Origin of the sequence: Pseudomonas sp. SWRI68 (assembly GCF_014269165.1) — a bacterium.
Classification (GTDB): Bacteria; Pseudomonadota; Gammaproteobacteria; order Pseudomonadales; family Pseudomonadaceae; genus Aquipseudomonas; species Aquipseudomonas capeferrum.
The window spans coordinates 1-20,459 of sequence record NZ_JABWRU010000015.1 but is presented as its reverse complement, the minus strand read 5'-3'; the positions used below and the strand labels follow the sequence as shown (position 1 = coordinate 20,459).

Genomic DNA, 20,459 nt, shown 5'->3' with positions numbered 1-20,459 from the left:
TGGGCAAGCTGGCAGGCGCCAGCCGTGGCCGTGTGCGCAGTGCCGCGGCGGGCCGGGTGGCGTGGTTGCCGACCTTGCTCAAGGGGCGGCCCCGGCTGCGTGACGACCTGTGCTGGCAACAGCGCCAGGGCCAGGCTAACGAACTGTGGCTGGTAATCGTCGACGCATCTGCGTCAACCCGCCGCCATCAGGCACTGACGCAGACCAAAGGCTTGCTGGCGGCGTTGTTCGACCAGGCATACCGGCAGCGCGCCCGGCTGGCCTTGCTGACCGCCAGTGGGCGGACACCGCAGTGGCAGCGTCACGGCCTGAAGGCCTCGGCAGCCCTGCAGCCCTGGTTGCAAGCGCTGGGGGCGGGCGGTGGTACGCCGTTGATCGCTGCGCTGGAGCAGGCACGGCAGTGGCTGCAGGCGCGGCAGCAAACCCACCCCAATGAGGCTGTGCGCTGCTTGGTGTTCACCGACGGACGGCTGCAGCGCTGGGATGCCGTGCAGCCCATGCCGTGTGCCACGCTATTGGTCGACATGGAACTGGCGCCCGTTCGCCTGGGGCGCGCTCAACAGTTGGCCGAACAACTGCAGGCGGATTATCAGCACCTGGAACAGTTCAAGGTTGTGGATTGAGTTACGGCGGCGGGGGAGGTTGCGACACTATGTCGCAATAACAAAAGTTGCGAGAGCCGCAACTGGAAAGTTGCGCAAGTGCGTGACAGGGCACGCACTTGGCGGGCTAATCGGTATTACTTTGGCATCGACCAAGGTTGCAGGTCGTAACCTTTTTCGCACAGCTCGGCGCGCACTTCCTCGATCAGGCTGGCCCATTGCGCAGGGTCGGAATAAATGCGCGAGGACACTTGCTTGCTGCCGATGCGGGTGCTGGTCCGGTCGATCACTGCCAGGCTCAGCTCACCAGTACCGTTGGGTGCATCCCAGGCTACGCACTGGAAAGGTTCGAAGGCGTGGTCGGCAATCAGCAGTGCTTCGTTGACACGGAGCGGGGCATTCATGGTTCGGTCTCTCTATGGTCCCAAACATCGAAGTAAAGTCCGCGTTGCTTCAAAGTCGCCTCAATAATCGCGAAGTGCAGCGCGGGGTTATGTGTACTGATGCTCGTTGTCCGGGGGTAAGTCACACATTGGATGTAAAATTTTTTTTCAGGGTCAAATCTGTTCACGCTTACGCCGCCATGTGATGTCGATAAAGTGCGAAAATTCCCGTCATGGATTGTAAAAAAATGATTCGGCAGACAGACGGTACTGGGCACCGTCAAGTTCGTTGCTACTGTTAATTGGGCGCCACAACTTGCTGTTTTACTTCACAAAACCAAACTCTGGCGCCAAGGAACGGTCATGCAGCAACCCGCTTCCCAACGCCGTTTGCTCATCGTCGACCCCTGCGACGACTGCCACCAATTGCTGCCGGGCCTGCGCAGTGCCGGCTGGGATGTGGACAGTTGTATCCTCGGCGCCGCGCTGGAGCACACCTGCGATGTTGGCCTGCTGCGCCTGCAGGCATCGCACCTGCGCCATCCCGACGCCGTGAAGGACATGATCAAGCGCAGCAATACCGAGTGGATTGCCGTGCTCAGCGCCGAGCAGTTGCGCATGCAGAACGTGGGTGATTTTGTCTGCGAATGGTTTTTCGACTTCCATACCTTGCCGTTCGATGTTTCCCGCGTGCAGGTCACCCTCGGGCGTGCCTTTGGCATGGCACGCCTGCGCGGCAAGGGCACGGCGCGGGTGGACGAGGCGACGCATGAGCTGTTGGGTGAAAGCCGCCCTATTCGCGAACTGCGCAAATTGCTGGGCAAGCTGGCGCCCACCGAATCGCCGGTACTGATCCGCGGTGAGAGCGGCACAGGCAAGGAACTGGTGGCGCGCACCCTGCATCGCCAGTCACAGCGGCGCGATCAGCCGTTTATTGCCATCAACTGCGGGGCGATACCCGAACACCTGATCCAGTCCGAGTTGTTCGGGCACGAAAAGGGCGCGTTTACCGGCGCCCATCAGCGCAAGGCCGGGCGAATCGAAGCGGCCCATGGCGGCACCCTGTTTCTGGACGAGGTCGGTGACTTGCCCTTGGAGCTGCAGGCCAACCTGCTGCGGTTTCTGCAGGAGAAGCACATCGAGCGGGTCGGAGGCAGCCAGCCGATCCCCGTAGATGTACGGGTGCTTGCGGCCACTCACGTGGACCTGGAAAAGGCCATCGAACAGGGGCGCTTTCGCGAGGACCTGTATTACCGGCTCAATGTGTTGCAGGTGGTGACCGCGCCGCTACGTGACAGGCATGGCGACCTGTCGATGCTGGCCAGCCATTTTGCGCATTTCTACAGCCTTGAAACTGGGCGCAGGCCGCGCTCGTTCAGTGACCATGCCTTGGCAGCCATGGGCCGGCATGATTGGCCCGGCAATGTGCGCGAACTGGCCAACCGGGTGCGACGCGGGTTGGTGTTGGCTGAAGGGCGGCAGATTGAAGCGCCGGACCTGGGCTTGCAGATCGAGCAGGAACAGCAGCCGCTGGGGACGCTGGAGGAGTACAAGCACCGAGCGGAGCGCCAGGCTTTGTGTGATGTGCTTAACCGGCACAGCGACAATTTGAGCATCGCGGCGAAGGTGCTGGGGGTCTCACGCCCGACGTTCTATCGGCTGTTGCACAAGCACCAGATCCGCTGACAACAGGCCTTAGGCTGTGCGTAGCTGCCGACCTTGTGGGGGGGGGTAAACCCGCCCCCACAGTTTCCTGATACCCCGATCGATCAGTGCGGGGCGCGGTGGATGGTCTTGAGCAGGTCTTCCGGGCTGATATGCCCCACTACCTGGGCCACCGCGCTGCCGGGGGTCGGCAGGTCGATGATGTGGCTCTTCATCTTGCCGACCACGTGCATCTCGCACGGCTTGCAGTCGAACTTCAGGGTCAGTACTTCGTCACCCTGAATCAGTTGCATCGGCGCGACCTTGGTGCGCACGCCGGTCACGCCCTTGGCTTGCTTGGGGCACAGGTTGAACGAGAAGCGCAGGCAGTGCTTGGTGATCATCACCGGCACTTCGCCGTGCTCTTCATGGGCCTCGTAGGCCGCGTCGATCAGTTGCACGCCGTGACGGTGGTAGAAGTCGCGGGCCTTCTGGTTGTACACGTTGGCCAGGAACGACAGGTGCGACTCCGGGTACACCGGTGGTGGCGTGGTCTCGGCCTTGCGCCCGCCACGCGGGTGCGCCTTGACCCGCGCAGCGGTCAGCGCCTCGATGGCTTCACGGCGCAGGGCCTTGAGCTGCGAGTTGGGGATGAAGTACGCCTGCGGTGCATCCAGCTCGATGGCGTTGGCGTGGTACTGGGTTGTGCCCAATTGGCCCAGCAGGTCGTGCAACTGCTCCAGTGCCTGTTGCGGCTTGTTGGCCGCGCCGAACGGGCCGTCCAGGGCGACTTGCACGCTGACGCCTTCTTCACTGCTGACGGTCAGCATCAGGCGCTGCTCACGCAGTACTGCGTGCCACTCGACGCCCACCCGGCGCTCGGCCGAGGTGCGCTGCAAGGCTTGCTGCCAGTTGTGGTCGAGGTTGCGCGACAGCGGGTGGTTCGGCCGCAGCTTGTACAGGCCGTCGGGCATCTCGTTGGGTTCGACGCGGTAACGGTAGCGCTTCTGGCCGTCTTCCTCGAATTCGCCGCGGGGTTCGGCGATGTTGGCGCGAAAACCCACCACCTCACGCTTGACCAGCACGTTGAGGCCGTCGCCGTTGGTCAGCGGCACATCGGTGATGACCAGCATGTCGCGCTTGTTGACCTTTTCCACCACACCCACCGGCAAGCCGGTGAAGGTCGGCGAGTCGAAGGCGCCGATGTCGATCTTGCGGTCGCTGACGAAGTAGTCGGTGCTGCCGCGGTGGAAGGTCTTGTCCGGGTCTGGGACGAAGAAGTGTTCGGTGCGGCCGCTCGAGGCACGGGCCAGGGCCGGGCGGTCTTCGAGGATGGCGTCGAGCTCTTTGCGGTAGTGGGCAGTGATGTTCTTCACATAGCCCATGTCCTTGTAGCGGCCTTCGATCTTGAACGAGCGCACGCCGGCGTCGACCAGGTCGCGCAGGTTGGCGGTCTGGTTGTTGTCCTTCATCGATAGCAGGTGTTTTTCGAAGGCAACCACGCGGCCCTGGTCATCCTTGAGGGTGTAGGGCAGGCGGCAGGCTTGCGAACAGTCGCCACGGTTGGCGCTGCGGCCGGTCTGGGCGTGGGAGATGTTGCACTGGCCGGAGAAGGCCACGCACAGCGCGCCATGGATGAAGAATTCGATGGCCGCATCGGTTTCGGCGGCAATGGCGCGAATCTGCTGCAGGTTCAGCTCGCGGGCCAGTACCAACTGCGAGAAACCCGCCTGGTCGAGGAACTTGGCCCGTTCCAGGGTGCGGATGTCGGTCTGGGTGCTGGCGTGCAGCTCGATCGGCGGGATATCCAGCTCCATCACCCCCAGGTCCTGCACGATCAGGGCATCGACGCCGGCGTCGTAAAGCTGATGGATCAGCTTGCGCGCGGGCTCCAGCTCGTTGTCGTGGAGGATGGTGTTGATGGTGGTGAACACGCGTGCATGGTAGCGACGGGCAAACTCGACCAGTTCGGCAATTTCGCTGACTTCGTTGCAGGCGTTATGGCGCGCGCCGAAGCTCGGGCCGCCGATATAGATGGCGTCAGCGCCGTGCAGGATCGCTTCGCGAGCGATGGCCACGTCACGGGCAGGGCTGAGCAGTTCCAGGTGATTCTTTGGAAGGGACATGTCGTTATATTTTCGGGCGGTCACGGTTTAGGCGGGCATTGTAGCGGTGAAACGGGTTGGTGGCATCCCTGCGCTGCATACCCTGCTTGCGCAACCGGTGTGTGAGCGGCCTGGCCGGCGCCTCGGCAAGGCCGTTCACAAAGGGATCAGCGCTTGGCCGCCATCGCGGTCACTTCCACGCGCATGCCGTCGAACGCCAGCGACGCCACGCCAACGGCGGCGCGTACCGGCCACGGGTTGCTGAAGAAGCGCTGGTACACCTCGTTGAACGCAGCGCGGTCGGCCATGTCGGTGAGGTAGATGGTCAGGTGTAGCACGCGGTCCATGCCGCTGCCTGCTTTCTCCAGGGCCACTTTCAGCGCCTGCAGGGTGCATTCGCTTTGCGCAACGATATCGCCCAGCTCAAGACTGCCATCGGCGTGGGTTGGGATCTGGGTGGTGACCAATACGCCGTTGTACTCGGCGACGTCGGACGAAATGGAATCGGCATCCGGGTCGGGGGTGTAGGTGATGTCTGTATTTGCCATGGGAACGTTTGCCTTGCGACGGAAGGAAAACGGCAAGCCTACGCGAGCAAGCGGCAGGGGTCGAGCCATGGGCAGTGGCGAATGCAGGATAAAAAGAAGGGCGCCTGTTGGCGCCCTTCCTGGTGTTGCTTAGGCTTCAGCGTCCCACGGACGATCGCCTTTCTCATCTTTGACGCGGGTCGGCAGGCCCATCACGTCCAGCGCCTTGAGGAACGGCTCGGCTGGCAGTTCTTCGACGTTGACCATGCGCTTGGCATCCCATTCGCCACGGGCGACCAGCAGGGCGGCAGCCACTGGCGGTACACCGGCGGTGTAGGAAATACCCTGGCTGTCGGTCTCGGCGTAGGCTTCTTCGTGATCCGCCACGTTGTAGATGAACACTTCGCGTGGCTGGCCGTCCTTGGTGCCCTTGACCAGGTCACCGATGCAGGTCTTGCCGGTGTAGCCCGGGGCCAGGGAGGCCGGGTCAGGCAGTACGGCCTTGACCACTTTCAGCGGGACCACTTCCAGGCCTTCGGCAGTCTTGACCGGTTGCTCGGAGAGCAGGCCCAGGTTTTTCAGCACGGTGAACACATTGATGTAGTGCTCGCCGAAGCTCATCCAGAAGCGCACGTTCGGCACGTTGAGGTTCTTCGAAATCGAATGCACTTCATCGTGGCCGGTCAGGTACAGGTTTTGCGAACCTACGACCGGCAGGTCGTCGGTACGCTTGACCTCGAACATGGTGTTGCTGGTCCACTGGCTGTTCTGCCAGCTCCACACTTGCCCGGTGAACTCGCGGAAGTTGATTTCCGGGTCGAAGTTGGTGGCGAAGTATTTGCCATGCGAACCAGCATTGACGTCGAGGATGTCGATCGAATCAATGCGGTCGAAGTATTGCTGCTGCGCAAGTTTTGCGTAGCTGTTCACCACACCCGGGTCGAAACCGACGCCGAGAATGGCGGTAATGTTCTTTTCTTGGCACTCTTCGAGGTGTTTCCACTCGTAGTTGCCGTACCAGGGCGGTGTTTCGCAGATCTTGCCTGGTTCTTCGTGAATCGCGGTGTCCAGGTAGGCGACACCGGTATCGATGCAGGCACGCAGCACCGACATGTTGAGGAAGGCAGAGCCCACGTTGATCACGATCTGCGATTCGGTCTCGCGGATCAGTGCCTTGGTCGCCTCGACATCGAGGGCGTTGAGCGAGAAGGCCTGGATGTCGGCGGGTACCTTGAGGCTACCCTTGGCCTTGACGCTGTCGATGATGGCCTGGCATTTGGAGATGTTCCGTGACGCAATAGCAATACGACCGAGTTCGTCGTTATGCTGCGCGCACTTGTGGGCCACCACCTTGGCGACACCTCCTGCACCAATGATAAGAACGTTCTTCTTCAATTTATCCCTTGCTCCTTACTGAATGCCGGTCTTACGACAGGCTGGAAACGTAGTCTTCAAAACCGAACTCGCGCACCACTTCGACGCTACCGTCGAGCTGCTTGACCGCGATGGAGGGCATTTTCAGACCGTTGAACCAGTTTTTCTTGACCATGGTGTAACCCGCCGTGTCGATGAACGACAGGCGATCGCCGATGGCCAATGGACGATCGAATTGGTACTCGCCGAAGATGTCACCGGCCAGGCACGATTTACCGCAGACCATGTAGGTGTGCTCGCCATCGTTGGGGGCCATCTTGGCGTTGAGGCGGTAGATCAGCAGGTCGAGCAGGTGCGCTTCGATCGAGCTGTCGACCACGGCCAGGTGCTTGCCGTTGTACAGGGTGTCGAGCACGGTCACTTCCAGCGAGGCGCTGTTGGTGATGGCGGCTTCGCCCGGCTCCAGGTAAACCTGCACGCCGTATTTTTCCGAGAAGGCTTTGAGGCGCGCGCAGAACGCATCGACCGCATAGTCTTCACCGGTGAAGTGGATGCCGCCACCGAGGCTGACCCACTGCACCTTGTGCAACAGGTTGCCGAAGCGCTCTTCGATGTGGCTGAGCATCTTGTCGAACAGGCCGAAGTCACCGTTCTCACAGTTGTTGTGGAACATGAAGCCGGAGATTTGCTCGATGACCTTCTCGATCTTCTCCGGGTCCCACTCACCGAGGCGGCTGAACGGGCGGGCCGGGTCGGCCAGCAGGTAGTCGGAGCTGCTGACTTGCGGGTTGACGCGCAGGCCACGGACCTTGCCTTCGGACTGTTCGGCAAAGCGCTGCAGCTGGCCGATCGAGTTGAAGATGATCTTGTCGCAGTTTTCGAGCATTTCCTCGACCTCGTCGTCGGCCCAGGCCACGCTGTAGGCGTGGGTCTCGCCGGCAAACTTCTGGCGGCCGAGCTTGAGTTCGAAAAGCGACGAAGAGGTGGTGCCGTCCATGTATTGCTGCATCAGGTCGAACACCGACCAGGTGGCAAAACATTTGAGGGCGAGCAGCGCCTTGGCACCGGAGTGTTCACGCACGTAGGCGATCTTCTCCATGTTGCTCAGCAGCTTGGTTTTATCGATGAGGTAGTACGGCGTCTTGATCATTTAAAGGCCCCCGGCAAGGCCGGCCAAAAAAAGGACACGCATTGTGCCTTCACTTGCCGCAGACCGAAAGGGTGAGACATGCATTTCGTCACTGTTGCAGACGTTGCGCGGGGTTTTTTCCGGTTGCGGCAGGCTCAGTAGATCAGGCTCATGTGACCGTCGTAATCATTGCCCGTACAAAACGGTCACGGCCAGGGGGGACAGGCAGGGCTTAATCGGCCTGTTGCAACCAGGTGTGGATCTGCTCCAGCGTTGCGGTCGCACCGCCACAGACCACCACCAGTACGTTGCTGTAGCGGGCCAGGGTATCGGCCTCATAAGCCAGTGCCAGCGCAGCGCCACAAGCGGGCTCTACCAGTACCCGGTGGTCGAGCAAGAAGCGTTCACAGGCTTCAAGTGCCGCACGGTCGCTCACCAGGTGGCTGTGCACCGGGTGGCTACGCACGCATTCCAATGCCTGGTCGGCTACGCGCTTGGCGCCCAGGGACGTCGCCACCGATGCGAGGCGCTCGAGTTCAACCGGATGGCCTGCCTGTACAGCTGCATGCAGCGAGGCAGCGCCCGTGGTTTCCACCGCTAGCACCGGCACATCATCCCAGCCGTTGCGCTTGAGGCCCTCGACCACGCCACTGAGCAAGCCGCCGCCACCGACCGATAACACCACCGCATCGGGCTTGACCCTGCTGGCGGCCACTTCGTCGATCAGGCTGGCATGCCCGGCCCACAGCAGGGGGTCGTCGAAGGGGTGAATAAAGGCATCGCCGGTGCCGAGCAAGGTCTGCGCCAGCTCGTTGGCCTCCTGCCAGGAGCTGCCGTGCACCACCACATTGGCGTCTTCCAGGCGCATCAGTTCCTTGGCGCGCTCGGTGGTGGTCTCGGGCACCACCACCGTCACCGGCACCCCCAGTTTGCGGCCGGCATAGGCCACCGCCAGCCCGGCGTTACCGCCGGACGACGAGACGAAATGGCGTGCGCCCCGGGCATGGTGAACTTCGCAGGCATGGCCCACGCCGCGCAGCTTGAACGAGCCGCAAGGCTGCAGGGCGTCCAGCTTGAGCCAGACCGTACGGCCAGCGGCCAGCGACAGGGGGCGGGATTCGATCAGGGGGGTCTGGATATGCAAGGTCATGGCGTGCTCCACAGGTCAGTCTTCACGGGCAACCGAAGGGCTCTCGCCGCGCAGTTGCTCCAGGTAGTTGTAAACGGTGTAACGGGTCACGCCGAGGGCGTTGGCGGCCTTTTCCACGCCGCCCTTGACGATGAACAGGCCGCGCTCCTGCATCACCCGCACGGCCTCGACCTTGGCTTGCTTGTTCATCCGGCCCTGGCCACTGCGCAACAGCGAGTTCTGGATGATCTCGCTCATCAACAGTTCCATGTCTGCAGGTTCCTGGGGGGTGGTCGATGCAGGCGAAGCGCCCACTGGCTGCAACTGCTGCAAGAAGCTCAAGGCGGTGTCGAGGCCAGTGACATCGGTGTTGATGCACAGGCTGGCAAAGGGGTGGCCGCTGCTGTCGCGGAAGATGGCCGTGGCGCTGCGCAGGGTGCGGCCCTTGAGCGTGGTGGGATAGTCGGGCAGCACCACAGGGTCGCAGCCGTGCCGTTCGGCGCTGGCTTGCATCAGTGCCTTGAAGCCTTGATCCTGTTCGGGTGCGGCGAGAATTGGGCTGCCGACGACGCGGCCGGAAAGGTGGCCGTTGACGATCGCCACGACGGAGTGCTCCGGGTGGTCGAGGTCGTGCAGGAGGATTTCCATGTTGCGGGCGGCAACACTGCCCAGGGCCTGGATGGCGGCCTTGAGGATGGTGAGGGTTAGCTGGCGTTCTTCGGGCGGGGAAAGCGGCATGAAAGCATCACCAATTTCAACGGTTTGTGCATTTTTACACACAAAGTTGAAATTGGCGATGCAGGTGCGAATTTACGCGCCCAGTGCTGGCGTACGCGGCGGGATCATACGGCGCGAGCCGGTTGCCTCGAACGCCGCGCCAAAGCTCAGCAGGTTGTTGTCGCTATAGGCACGGCCAGCGAAGGTCAGCCCCACTGGCATGCCGATATCGGCCATCACGCCCATCGGCACGGTCACTGTCGGTACACCCAGATGGCGGATAGCAAGGTTGCCGTTGGCCACCCAGATGCCGTTGCTCCAGGCAATGTCCGCCGAAGCCGGGTTGACGTCGGCATCTGCCGGCCCCACGTCGGCCACGGTCGGGAACAGCACCGCGTCCAGGCCCAGCTCGTCCATCCAGTCTTCCAGGTCCAGCTTGCGGGTTTTCTCCAGCCCGCGCAGGCCATCGGGCAAGGTCTCGATCTGGTCCCAGGTCTTCAGGCCGCGCTTGGCCATGTTGACGTATTCGTCCATGCCGGCGGCCAGGTCGTCCTCACGGTTGGGCAGGGTGCCTGGGTCGTGGGGGAAGATCTTCAGCCCTTCGACATCGGCCAGGCGGTTGAGCTTGGGGTCGTCGTTGGCGCGCAGGAAGTCATCTAAGGCCCAGCCCGACAGTTCCCATAATTCGTCATGCAGGAACGCTTTGCTGACGATGCCGCGGTTGTACACGGTTGGGGCGCCAGGGCGATCGCCTTCGCAGTTGGAGACCAGCGGGAAGTCCACTTCGAGCACTTCGGCGCCTGCCGCTTCCAAGGATTGGCGGGCCTGTTGCCACAGCTCGATGACGCTGTCGCGGGTGTTGATGCGCTGGCCGGTCGGGCCGCCGATACCTGGCTTCTCGGAGGTGCCGGCTTCGGGGTCGGCATTGATGTACATGCGCGGCACGCCGAAGCGCTTGCCCTTGAGGGCGCTGGCATCCACTGCCAGGTCCAGGTACGAGGCCGGGCGCACGGAAGAAGCGGCCGGGATCGCAACCCACGGCTGCAGGCGCCACAGGTCGCCGCGCTTGTCGGCGTCATCGGCCACCACGACCTCGAGGATTTCCAGCAGGTCGGCCATGGTACGGGCATACGGCACCACCACGTCCATGGTCGGCGTCAGTGGCCAGTTGCCACGTACCGAAATCACCCCGCGCGAAGGGGTATAGGCGCACAGGCCGTTGTTGGACGCAGGGCCGCGGCCGCTCGACCAGGTCTCTTCGGCCAGGCCGAAGGCGCTGAAGCTGGCGGCGGTGGCAGTACCGGCACCGTTGGACGAGCCCGAGGCGAAGGGGGCGGTCAGGTAGTTGGCATTGTACGGGCTCTCGGCCCGACCATACACCCCCCGCTGCATGCCCCCGTTGGCCATGGGCGGCATGTTGGTCTTGCCCAGGCACACGGCACCGGCGGCCCGCAGGCGCTCGATGGTGAAGGCGTCGCGCTGGGCTACCAGGTCCTTGAAGGCGGGGCTGCCGGAGGCGGCGGTGAGGCCTTTGACCAGGTAGCTGTCCTTGGCGGTGTAGGGGATGCCGTCCAGCGGGCTCAGCGGCTGGCCATTGGCGCGGCGGGCATCGGAGGCTTCGGCCTCCTTGAGTGCGTCTGGGTTGCGTACCACCACAGCGTTGAGCGCGGTCGGCGTATTGGCGCCATCGTAGGCGTCGATACGCGCCTGGTAGGCCTTGACCAGCTCGACCGCTGTGGTGCGGCCCGACTCGAGCGCGTCGCGCAGCTCGGCAATGGAAACCTCGGTTACCTCGATCATGCTTTCACCAAAAATTTTTGCAGGTGGGGGCTAGTGCGAGGAGTGTACAAGAAGGCATTGGTGTACGCAGGTTTGCGCAGGGGCAAATGGTTTTATGCAGGCGGGCATTGTCGGGGCCGCACGGCGGCCCCGGGCAGTCAATTCAGGTCTGCCGCCGAGTGCCGCTCAGGCACCTGGCTGGCCTCGTCACCCCAGGTGCGATTGACCCGTGTCCCGCGTTGCACTGCGGGGCGTTGGGCGATCGCTTCGGCCCAGCGTTGCACATGGGGGTACTCGTGCACCGCTAGAAACTCCGCCGCGCCGTAAAGTTTGCCGCGCACCAGTTCGCCGTACCACGGCCACACGGCGATATCAGCGATGCTGTACTCATCACCGCCCAGGTAGCGGCTTTCGGCCAGGCGGCGGTCGAGTACGTCCAGTTGGCGCTTCGCTTCCATGGTGAAGCGGTTGATGGCGTACTCGAACTTTTCCGGTGCGTAGACATAGAAGTGGCCAAAGCCGCCACCCAGGTACGGCGCAGCGCCCATCTGCCAGAACAGCCAGTTCAGGCTTTCGGTACGTGCAGCTGCGGCCTTGGGCAACAGTTCGCCGAACTTTTCTGCCAGGTACAGCAGGATCGCCCCCGACTCGAACACCCGCACCGGTGGCTCGACGCTGCGGTCGAGCAGGGCGGGGATCTTCGAGTTGGGGTTTACCTCGACGAAGCCGCTGGAGAACTGGTCGCCCTCGCCGATGCGGATCAGCCAAGCGTCATATTCGGCGCCGCTGTGGCCCAGGGCGAGCAGCTCTTCAAGGGCTATGTTGACCTTCACGCCATTGGGCGTGGCCAGGGAGTACAGCTGCAGAGGGTGCTTGCCCACTGGCAGCGCCTTGTCGTGGGTTGGCCCTGCAACCGGGCGGTTGATGCTGGCGAATTGGCCACCGGAGGCCGCGTCATTGCGCCAGACCTTGGGTGGGGCGTAAGGGGGCTTGCTCATGGGGTGCTCCTTGAATGCCGCGAAAGGGTCAGCTAAAGACGTTGACCTGCATCTATGCCACGGGTTCGTGGAAAAGCGCAATTGCATAGGGCGCTGGTGCTGGCAGCATGGCGCGTTTTTCATCCAGTTTTCATCTGTCATTGCCGGCAGCAGCCTTATGCTGGCGCTATCCCTTCGCCCTGCACGGAACAGCCGGCCGATGAACATCCCTCGCTGCTTGCTGGCGCTGGTCCTGCTCGGCGGCCTGTTGGCCCAGGCCGAAGCCGCGCCGTGGGTCGCCGGCCTGCACCACATGACCCTGACCGACCCCGTCGATGACCGGCCCATGCAGGCGCTGGCGTTTTACCCTGCCATTGGCGCCACCCGCAGCAGCCGTATCGACGGCTACCCGGTCGATGTCGCCGAAGAAGCCCCGGTAGCGCTGGGGCAGTTCCCTTTGCTGGTGCTCTCCCACGGCAATACCGGCAGCCCGCTGGCCTTGCATTACCTGGCCACCGCCCTGGCGCGCCAGGGGTTCGTGGTGGTGGCGGTCGTGCACCCGGGTGACAACGCGCGCGATCACAGCCGGCTGGGTACCCTCAGCAACCTGTATGGCCGGCCGCTGCAGGTCAGCGCCGCGATCACGGCGGCCCGTGACGATGCGCTGCTGGGGCCCTACCTGAACGATGGCAAGGTCGGTGTGATCGGTTATTCGGCGGGGGGCGAAACGGCGCTGATCGTGTCGGGGGCGCAACCCGACCTGGACCGTTTGCGCCAGTACTGCCTGGAGCGCCCCGGCGATGCCGACGCCTGCAAGACCCATGGCGTGCTGATTGCCGACCGCAGCGAGCTGGCGCCCGAGGCCGACTCACGGGTGGGGGCGGTGATGCTGATGGCGCCCCTGAGCCTGCTGTTCGGCCGTCATGCGCTGGCCGGGGTGCATATTCCGGCATTGATCTACAGCGGTGACAGTGACCAGTTGGTGGCTGTGGACCGCAACGCCGAAGCCTTGGCCCGCAAGCTGCCCATCACACCGGATTACCGCCTGCTGGCCGGCGCCGGTCATTTTGTGTTCATGGCGCGCTGTGACGATGAACAGCGTGCGCGCATGCCGGCACTGTGCAAGGACGCGGACGGCGTCGACCGCCGGCATATTCACCACTCGCTGCAACGCGACACCGCTGCCTTCTTCAGCCAGACCTTGGGCGCGCCAGCGCCGAACCAGCGCTCAGCCGCGTCGGCTGCGCCGCGCCAACAGCAGCGTTAAGCCGACGCCTACCAGCGCAAGCAGGGCTGCGACGCAGAAGATCGAGGCATAGCCCAGGTGCACGGCCACCGCGCCCATCACCGGGCCAGCGATGGCCAAGGCCATGTCGAAAAACACCGCATAGGCACCCAGCCCTGCGCCGCGGCTGCTGCTGGGCACCTGCTTGATGGCCTCGACGCCCAGCGCGGGGTACACCAGCGACAGGCCGAAGCCCGTGAGCCCGGCGCCTGCCAGTGCCCAAGGCGGCGAGGGCGCCAGCCACAGCAGGCCCAAGCCGACCACCTCGGTGGCCATGCACACCACCGCCACGTTGTAGCCGCCAAACCGGTTGACCGCGTTGACGAACATCAGCCGCGAAATGATGAAGCACACCCCAAAGGCACTCAGGCACCAAGCCGCACCGGCCCAACCGCGCTCCAGGTAATAAAGGGTGACGAACGTGGTCAGTGTGCCGTAGCCGATCGACGCCAGGGTGAGGCCCAGGCCGCAGGGCGCAACCCGGCTGAATGCCGACCAGAACGCCAGCCGCTCGCCACGCACCACCACCACGTCTGGCCGTTTGCGCAGCACCAGCAGGGCAAATAGCGCCAGCACCAGCAAGGTCGGCCCCAGCACGCTGAAGTCCAGGCCATCCACGGCCAGCACACCCACCGGCGCGCCAATGGCAATGGCGCCATATGACGCGATACCGTTCCACGAGATCACTCGGGCCGTGTGTTCCGGGCCGACCTGGCTGATGCCCCAGCTCAAGGTGGCCACACCGATCAGCCCCTGGGCGATGCCCAACAGCAAGCGACCGCCCAGCAACAGCGCCAGGCTCAGCAGCGGCATCGTCAGCGTCCATGCCGATAGCAGGGTCAGCACCCCGCAACTGGCGATGCCCAGCAAGCCGAAACGGATCGCCTGCTTGCCGCCAAGGGTATCCGCCACCCGCCCGGCGAACGGGCGGCTGAGCAGGGTGGCCAGGTATTGCAGGCCAATCGTCACCCCCGCGATCACCGCGCCAAAGCCGAGCTGGTCGTGCACATAGCTGGGCAGCACCGCGATCGGCAGGCCGATGCAGAGGAAGGCAATGAACGTATAGAAGACGATCGACAGGATCTGCAGGGTGATGTTGAAGGTGTTGCTGGCGGGGGCGGGTTGTTGCGCGGTCATGGGCTCGTTCGCGGGCAGGCGGTGGGGCGTTGTTTCATCATGGCCGCTGCGCGAAGGAAATGAAAGCAGGCTAACGAATTATTCGTTGAGTGTATCGAGCGCTGGGAAACCCGCTTCCACATCGTGGCAGCGGGTTCACCCGCGAAGAGACCGGCCTGGCCAGCTCAAAAGGGCCAGGCCATTTCAGCTACCTCAGACCACGACGCCCTGGCTACGCAGGTAGTCGTCATAGGTGCCGCTGAAGTCGACGACACCGTCCGGCGACAGCTCGATGATGCGGGTGGCCAGCGACGACACGAACTCACGGTCGTGGCTGACGAACAGCAGCGTGCCTGGGTAGTTTTCCAGCGCCAGGTTCAGCGCCTCGATCGACTCCATGTCCAGGTGGTTGGTCGGTTCGTCCATCACCAGCACGTTGGGCTTTTGCAGGATCAGCTTGCCGAACAGCATGCGGCCTTGCTCACCACCGGAAATCACCTTCACCGACTTGAGGATCTCGTCGTTGGAGAACAGCATGCGCCCGAGGGTGCCGCGGATCACCTGCTCACCGGAGGTCCACTGGCCCATCCAGTCGAACAGGCTCAGGTCGTCCTCGAAGTCGTGGGCGTGGTCTTGGGCGTAGTAGCCCACTTCGGCGCTGTCGGTCCACTTCACCGAGCCTGCGTCCGGCGTCATCTCGCCTACCAGGGTGCGCAGCAGGGTGGTTTTGCCGATACCGTTGGGGCCGATGATCGCAACGCGTTCGCCGGCTTCGACGGTGATGTCGAAGTTCTTGAACAGCACTTTGTCGTCGAAGGCCTTGGCCATCTTCTCGACCACGACGGCCTGGCGGTGCAGCTTCTTGGTCTGCTCGAAGCGAATGAACGGGCTGACCCGGCTCGACGGCTTGACCTCGGCCAGCTGGATCTTGTCGATCTGCTTGGCCCGCGAGGTGGCCTGCTTGGCCTTGGAGGCGTTGGCCGAGAAGCGGCTGACGAAGGTCTGCAGCTCGGCAATCTGCGCTTTCTTCTTGGCGTTGTCCGACAGCAGTTGCTCGCGCGACTGGGTCGCTGCGGTCATGTACTCGTCGTAGTTGCCTGGGAACAGGCGCAGTTCACCGTAGTCCAGGTCGGCCATGTGGGTGCAGACGCTGTTCAGGAAGTGCCGGTCGTGGGAAATGATGATCATGGTGCTGTTACGCGCCGTGAGGATCGTTTCCAGCCAGCGGATGGTGTTGATGTCCAAGTGGTTGGTCGGTTCGTCGAGCAGCAGCACGTCCGGGTCCGAGAACAGTGCCTGGGCCAGCAGCACACGCAGCTTCCAGCCCGGCGCCACTTCGCTCATCGGGCCGAAGTGCTGTTCCAGTGGAATACCCAGGCCCAGCAGCAGTTCACCGGCGCGGGATTCGGCGGTGTAGCCGTCCATCTCGGCGAATTCGGTTTCCAGCTCGGCGACGGCCATGCCGTCTTCCTCGGTCATTTCCGGCAGCGAGTAGATGCGATCGCGCTCGGCCTTGACCTTCCACAGCTGGCCGTGGCCCATGATCACGGTGTCGATCACGGTGAATTGCTCGTAGGCGAACTGGTCCTGGCGCAGCTTGCCTAGGCGGGTGTTCGGCTCGAGCATGACCTGGCCACCGGACGGCTCGAGGTCGCCGCCGAGGATTTTCATGAAGGTCGACTTGCCGCAACCGTTGGCGCCGATCAGGCCGTAGCGGTTGCCGTTGTTGAATTTGACGGAAACGTTTTCAAACAGCGGCTTGGAGCCGAACTGCATGGTGATGTTAGCGGTGGAGATCAAAGGGCTTACCTATCAGTAACTTACGACGCTGGGCTTTCAGCTGATACCGATTTGATACCAATCTTGAGTTTTTCCAGCTCGCTCCAGTCGGAGCTTGAGTTAAGCCAACGGGCATACGTCGACAGCAGCATCTGAACGCTGTGACCCAGCTGTTGGGCGATAAATGCGGGGTTGAGGCCGGACATTAAGCATATTGTCGCATAGGTGTGACGGCAGTTGTATGGGGGGCGACGTCTGATCCCCAATTCATTCAGTACAGGCACCCACTGTTTGTGGAGGTCGGAGGTCTGTTCACGTACTCGGCGTTCTTCGACGGCGGGAACAGGAACGGTGTTTCGGTCACCGCTCCCTTGCCATCCCTCCGGCGATCCGCGTACTGCCGGGCAAACTGAATCGCACGCAAGGCCCGATCGTTCAGCAGCACGAACCGGTCCCTGCCAGTTTTCGTCCTTTCTTCAACCTCGCCCAGAGCGACGGTTCTCTTGACGTGTACTGTCCTTCTCTCCATGTCGATCACGTCCCAGCGCACGGCCAGGGCCTCAGACAGGCGGAGCCCGGTGAAAAACATGAATTCAAACAGGGCGGCGTAGATGAGGCTGGGCCAGTGCTTGTGCTGGTAAAACTTGTCGATGATGGTATTGGCTTCCGCCAGGCTGAATGGGTCAATCTCCTTCTTCGACCGCTTCGGCAGTTCGATTAGCTCGGCGGGGTTCTTGACTAGCAGGCCCTCCCGGGTCGCTGCCGCAAGGATCGTCGACAATCGGGTGATCGCATTGCGCTTCACGTTTGCCGAGGTCCACTCGGTTTCAATGATGACGCGGCGGAGGAGGTTGGTCGTGATCAGGTCGACACGGACCATGGCCAGTCGTGGTACCCAGTAGAGGTTCAGGGCGCTTTTATAGTTGTTGTGCGTGCCCCGGGTGATTTCCCGACTGTCGAGCCAGAGCTGTGCATACTCGCCGAAGGTCGGCTTACCGCCGACCGCAGCCTGTGAACTCGGGAACAGCTCTGCGTACTTGTCCTGGTCAAGGAGGCCGAGTTTGTTGAGACTGGTTACCTGATCGCGAAGGTTGGATGCAGCCTTGATCCCTTTTTGTGTCGGGGGATAGGGGAGCGTTTCGCATCGACGGATACCGTCCCATGTGAAACGAATGCGGAGGGAGTTGCGGAAGATTTCGACCCCACGGGGTAAACCCATTGGCTTTCCAGCCATTCGTTATACCTCTTTTTGCTGTAGATGATCCGGCCGCCGTGCTTCATCCAGACGCCTGCGGGGATCTTCCCATCCAAGCGCCGATGCTCCAGTGAGCGTTTAGTGCAGCCGATCAGTTCGGCCATTCGCTGTTCGGTGACTTTGTCGACGTCACCGGTAGTTTCGGTTTCCATGGATGGTCTCCACGCCGCCGTTGGCAGCAGGTCGGTGGTCAGAGAGGGGCTTTGGCCAAAACTGCGTCAGTAGCCTTGAGAGCGACCTGGGCGTCATCGACGTAAGCCGGATCGAAGCCACCGGCGTAGTGAATCACCCGCTGGCAGGCGTCCAGTTCTTTGCGGACCAGTCGGAGCGCCTGAATCAGCTCTTCCTGCAGTGCCCTCTCAGCCCGGCCGATATCCCAGAACCGCTGACCCCAATGCCCCTCGGGCGGCTGGTTGATGCTCTGTTTCCCGGCAGCCATGGCGCCTACGGCTACATCGCATATCCCGCGCTTGTAGGCGTTGTCACCATCAAGGCTAAGGCCGCCCCGCCGGCGTATGGTGTTCAAGACCTCGTCTGTATCGACGCCGGGTCCCTTGAGGAGGATGTCTTGCTCTGGCTCGCCCGGGGTGTAGATCACTAGTGACAGCTTGGCTTCGGCCGTCAGGTGATTGCTGATTTTTACCAGTGCATCGTTGGCGACTTCGTGGAATCGGTTTATTGCAGACATAGGTCATCCTCGCCCGGCAGCCGTTGCCGCCGGGCTTTGTTGAAGGAGGGGGAGTTACTTGGTCAGTTCGTGGCCAAATTGCACTCGGAAACCTGAGGCATTGCGGTGGCCACCACCGCCGTACTGCTTAGCGATTTCCGAGACGTCTAGGCCATCATCATTGCTGCGCAGGCTGAAGACTCGGCCTTCCGGTGTATCCCAGTAGCAGGCTGCGAACGGCTCGCCTTGCGACATCAGGTGGCCGGCGTCGCTGGTGAGCGTGTAGGGCAGGCTGGCCACAGGCACATCGTGACCGGCGATGACCAGGCGGCGCTTGGTCACAGCCACCAGCTCGGCAACGTCCTTCTGGTGCTTTCGCTCAATCGCGGCGCCGTCCGCGCGGAGGGTCTGCACATCAGTCGCCATGAGCGTGTCCCAGACTTCGAAGTCGTAGGGATAGCTAAATAGGTTGGCCTGAATCTCGCGGGTTCCATCCAACTGGAACAGCCACAGGTCCCTGTCCTCGATGTGGCGCAGTAGCATTGGCGGCTCCTGCCCGGGGAAGAAGTGGTCCCAGGCCAGCATGGCGCCGCTGCGGTTCATGTCGAAGCAGCAGGCGATAGCCGGGGAGTTCTGCGAATTCATGAAGATGTGCGCGCTTTCCCAGCCCAGCGCGACCGTGCCGTCGGCGTGCCGGCCATCGTGCCGAACGCCAGCGTGGAAGGGCGGGAACTTACCCAGGTCCTCGGCCGCCGACTTGTGATGATCCAGAATGATGATGCTGTGAGCCTTCCAGCTCAGTCTGGCCATGACTTCGTACTTGTAGCTGAAGTCCACGATGATGACGTCCTTGCCTTCAACGTCAGGCGGTTCCTGGCCGTGCACGCCGGCAACGAACTCAACCTGGTCGCCCAAGGCCTTGCGGACGACCCAGGCGCCGCCGAAGCCGTCAGCGCAGTTGCCATGGTAGATGCACATCGTTTTGCGTTCAGACATAGAGGTTCCTCGCCCGCACACAGGGGCGGGCACGCATGTTTAAATAGTGCCCCCAAAACAAGGAGCATTGAAATGGCAAAGGAAGCCAGGAAGCCGTTTGGCTACGTAGCGGTCACGCTCATACCGACGGGCATCGGGTTCGTTATGGGAGGGCTGCTGTCAGATCAGCCTGCATTCATCTACAGCGGCCTGGGCATGGCTATACCTGGGGTGTTGCTAGCCGCGACGCACTTCTGGACGACCCGTCGGCGGGCTTGAGTAGTAGGGGGAGGGGTTACTTCGGCTTGGGACTGGCTTTACGCTTGCGATCGGCCATGACGAACTCTTTCGACATGCTGGCGAGGCCGCCCACCACGTCCTCGGGCAGGAGCGCGTTATTGCAGTGAGGGCAAAGCGGAGCCATCTTCGTGCTGCGCCAGGCTTCATCCATAACCTTCGCGGCGCGGCTGCGGATCTGGAATTTCTCGGCCTCGGCCAGTTCGGCCGCGCGCCGATTGATCCTGTTTGTTCCGGCGCTGAACACTTCCACCAGGCCGAGGAAGGCGTCGAATGGCTCGACTTCTGCTTCGCAGTCGCTGCACCAGACGCGCCGCTCCTTGTCGTCGTAGACCAGCTTCTTGTGTCGGCAGGCGCAGGCAGGTCGACGAGTGAGCCCTCGTGCAACTCGCAGGTCCTCAATCTGGACGACATTCACGCCGTAGATGTAATCCTGCGGTTCGATTGGTGCGTCGCTCATCGCGGCCCCCTATAGATCAGGTAGGCCATGTACATCAGGGGTAGGGTCATAGAAGGTGTCCTCCGGCATCCAGCAGGGCGTCTCGATCTTGCCGAAGCTGATCGCGCGCTCTGATCGGGGCCTTGATTGCGGTTGAAATGTTGCGGTGCCCAGCTCGATGGTGATGGCAACGCATATAATGCGTTAGGGATCACCTCAGCCCGGCTTTTGGCCGAGCCAAACCCGCCTGGAACGGCACCACGCCGGACGGGCTATCACT

18 protein-coding genes and 1 pseudogene are annotated in these 20,459 nt (G+C 62.5%); 4 read left to right on the top strand and 15 right to left on the bottom strand.

Annotated elements, in window-relative coordinates; genetic code table 11:
* Positions 1-32: 32 nt before the first annotated feature.
* Positions 33-623, top strand: coding sequence for a VWA domain-containing protein (locus tag HU770_RS19475; RefSeq protein WP_186665120.1), 591 nt, complete (start codon positions 33-35; stop codon positions 621-623).
* Positions 624-739: 116 nt separating this feature from the next.
* On the opposite strand, the gene HU770_RS19470 is transcribed toward HU770_RS19475, so the two are convergent.
* The gene (locus tag HU770_RS19470; protein ID WP_013972506.1) at positions 740-1,006 is read right to left on the bottom strand and encodes a hypothetical protein; all 267 of its coding nucleotides are present in this window, start codon (positions 1,004-1,006) and stop codon (positions 740-742) included.
* Between the two features lie 342 nt (positions 1,007-1,348).
* Here HU770_RS19470 and HU770_RS19465 point away from each other — a divergent pair, with 342 nt between their 5' ends.
* The gene (locus tag HU770_RS19465) at positions 1,349-2,671 is read left to right on the top strand and encodes a sigma-54 dependent transcriptional regulator (protein ID WP_033698255.1); all 1,323 of its coding nucleotides are present in this window, start codon (positions 1,349-1,351) and stop codon (positions 2,669-2,671) included.
* An 83-nt stretch (positions 2,672-2,754) separates the two neighbouring features.
* Here HU770_RS19465 and HU770_RS19460 read toward each other — a convergent pair whose 3' ends face one another.
* The 8 genes from HU770_RS19460 to yghU form a co-directional block, all read right to left on the bottom strand.
* On the bottom strand, positions 2,755-4,755 hold the full coding sequence (locus HU770_RS19460) for a U32 family peptidase (RefSeq protein WP_156310045.1): 2,001 nt from the start codon (positions 4,753-4,755) through the stop codon (positions 2,755-2,757).
* 146 nt (positions 4,756-4,901) lie between these two features.
* Positions 4,902-5,282 (bottom strand): RidA family protein, encoded by a 381-nt coding sequence (locus tag HU770_RS19455; protein WP_033698252.1) that lies wholly within the window; start codon positions 5,280-5,282, stop codon positions 4,902-4,904.
* A 129-nt stretch (positions 5,283-5,411) separates the two neighbouring features.
* The gene (locus HU770_RS19450) at positions 5,412-6,656 is read right to left on the bottom strand and encodes a saccharopine dehydrogenase family protein (RefSeq protein ID WP_033698250.1); all 1,245 of its coding nucleotides are present in this window, start codon (positions 6,654-6,656) and stop codon (positions 5,412-5,414) included.
* A gap of 31 nt (positions 6,657-6,687) precedes the next feature.
* On the bottom strand, positions 6,688-7,785 hold the full coding sequence (gene nspC, locus HU770_RS19445; protein ID WP_186665047.1) for a carboxynorspermidine decarboxylase: 1,098 nt from the start codon (positions 7,783-7,785) through the stop codon (positions 6,688-6,690).
* A gap of 211 nt (positions 7,786-7,996) precedes the next feature.
* Positions 7,997-8,914, bottom strand: a complete 918-nt coding sequence (locus HU770_RS19440) for a pyridoxal-phosphate dependent enzyme (RefSeq protein ID WP_186665045.1) — start codon at positions 8,912-8,914, stop codon at positions 7,997-7,999.
* 15 nt (positions 8,915-8,929) lie between these two features.
* The gene (locus HU770_RS19435) at positions 8,930-9,631 is read right to left on the bottom strand and encodes a PAS domain-containing protein (protein WP_186665043.1); all 702 of its coding nucleotides are present in this window, start codon (positions 9,629-9,631) and stop codon (positions 8,930-8,932) included.
* 72 nt (positions 9,632-9,703) lie between these two features.
* A complete protein-coding gene (locus tag HU770_RS19430) occupies positions 9,704-11,410 on the bottom strand; it encodes an amidase (protein ID WP_186665041.1) in 1,707 nt (568 codons plus the stop codon).
* Between the two features lie 137 nt (positions 11,411-11,547).
* Complete coding sequence (gene yghU, locus HU770_RS19425) at positions 11,548-12,387, bottom strand: glutathione-dependent disulfide-bond oxidoreductase (RefSeq protein WP_186665039.1); 840 nt, start codon at positions 12,385-12,387, stop codon at positions 11,548-11,550.
* 199 nt (positions 12,388-12,586) lie between these two features.
* Here yghU and HU770_RS19420 point away from each other — a divergent pair, with 199 nt between their 5' ends.
* Positions 12,587-13,633 (top strand): dienelactone hydrolase, encoded by a 1,047-nt coding sequence (locus tag HU770_RS19420; RefSeq protein WP_186665037.1) that lies wholly within the window; start codon positions 12,587-12,589, stop codon positions 13,631-13,633.
* Here the strand turns inward: HU770_RS19420 and HU770_RS19415 are convergent.
* The 5 genes and pseudogenes from HU770_RS19415 to HU770_RS19395 form a co-directional block, all read right to left on the bottom strand.
* Positions 13,595-14,788, bottom strand: a complete 1,194-nt coding sequence (locus HU770_RS19415; protein ID WP_186655668.1) for an MFS transporter — start codon at positions 14,786-14,788, stop codon at positions 13,595-13,597. The genes HU770_RS19420 and HU770_RS19415 overlap by 39 nt on opposite strands.
* Positions 14,789-14,980: 192 nt before the next feature.
* Positions 14,981-16,567, bottom strand: a complete 1,587-nt coding sequence (locus HU770_RS19410) for an ABC-F family ATPase (RefSeq protein WP_047583047.1) — start codon at positions 16,565-16,567, stop codon at positions 14,981-14,983.
* 20 nt (positions 16,568-16,587) lie between these two features.
* Positions 16,588-17,780 (bottom strand): annotated as a pseudogene (locus tag HU770_RS19405) (tyrosine-type recombinase/integrase).
* Between the two features lie 211 nt (positions 17,781-17,991).
* The gene (locus HU770_RS19400; protein WP_186654802.1) at positions 17,992-18,489 is read right to left on the bottom strand and encodes a hypothetical protein; all 498 of its coding nucleotides are present in this window, start codon (positions 18,487-18,489) and stop codon (positions 17,992-17,994) included.
* A gap of 54 nt (positions 18,490-18,543) precedes the next feature.
* Entirely contained in the window at positions 18,544-19,464 is a 921-nt protein-coding gene (locus tag HU770_RS19395) for a DHHA1 domain-containing protein (protein ID WP_238347518.1), read from the bottom strand.
* A 72-nt stretch (positions 19,465-19,536) separates the two neighbouring features.
* On the opposite strand from HU770_RS19395, the gene HU770_RS19390 reads away from it, so the two are divergent.
* Positions 19,537-19,722: a hypothetical protein gene (locus tag HU770_RS19390; RefSeq protein ID WP_047583049.1), complete on the top strand. Its 186-nt coding sequence runs from the start codon at positions 19,537-19,539 to the stop codon at positions 19,720-19,722.
* A gap of 16 nt (positions 19,723-19,738) precedes the next feature.
* Here the strand turns inward: HU770_RS19390 and HU770_RS19385 are convergent, their stop codons facing one another.
* Positions 19,739-20,200, bottom strand: coding sequence for a hypothetical protein (locus HU770_RS19385; protein WP_047583050.1), 462 nt, complete (start codon positions 20,198-20,200; stop codon positions 19,739-19,741).
* Between the last annotated feature and the right edge of the window lie 259 nt (positions 20,201-20,459).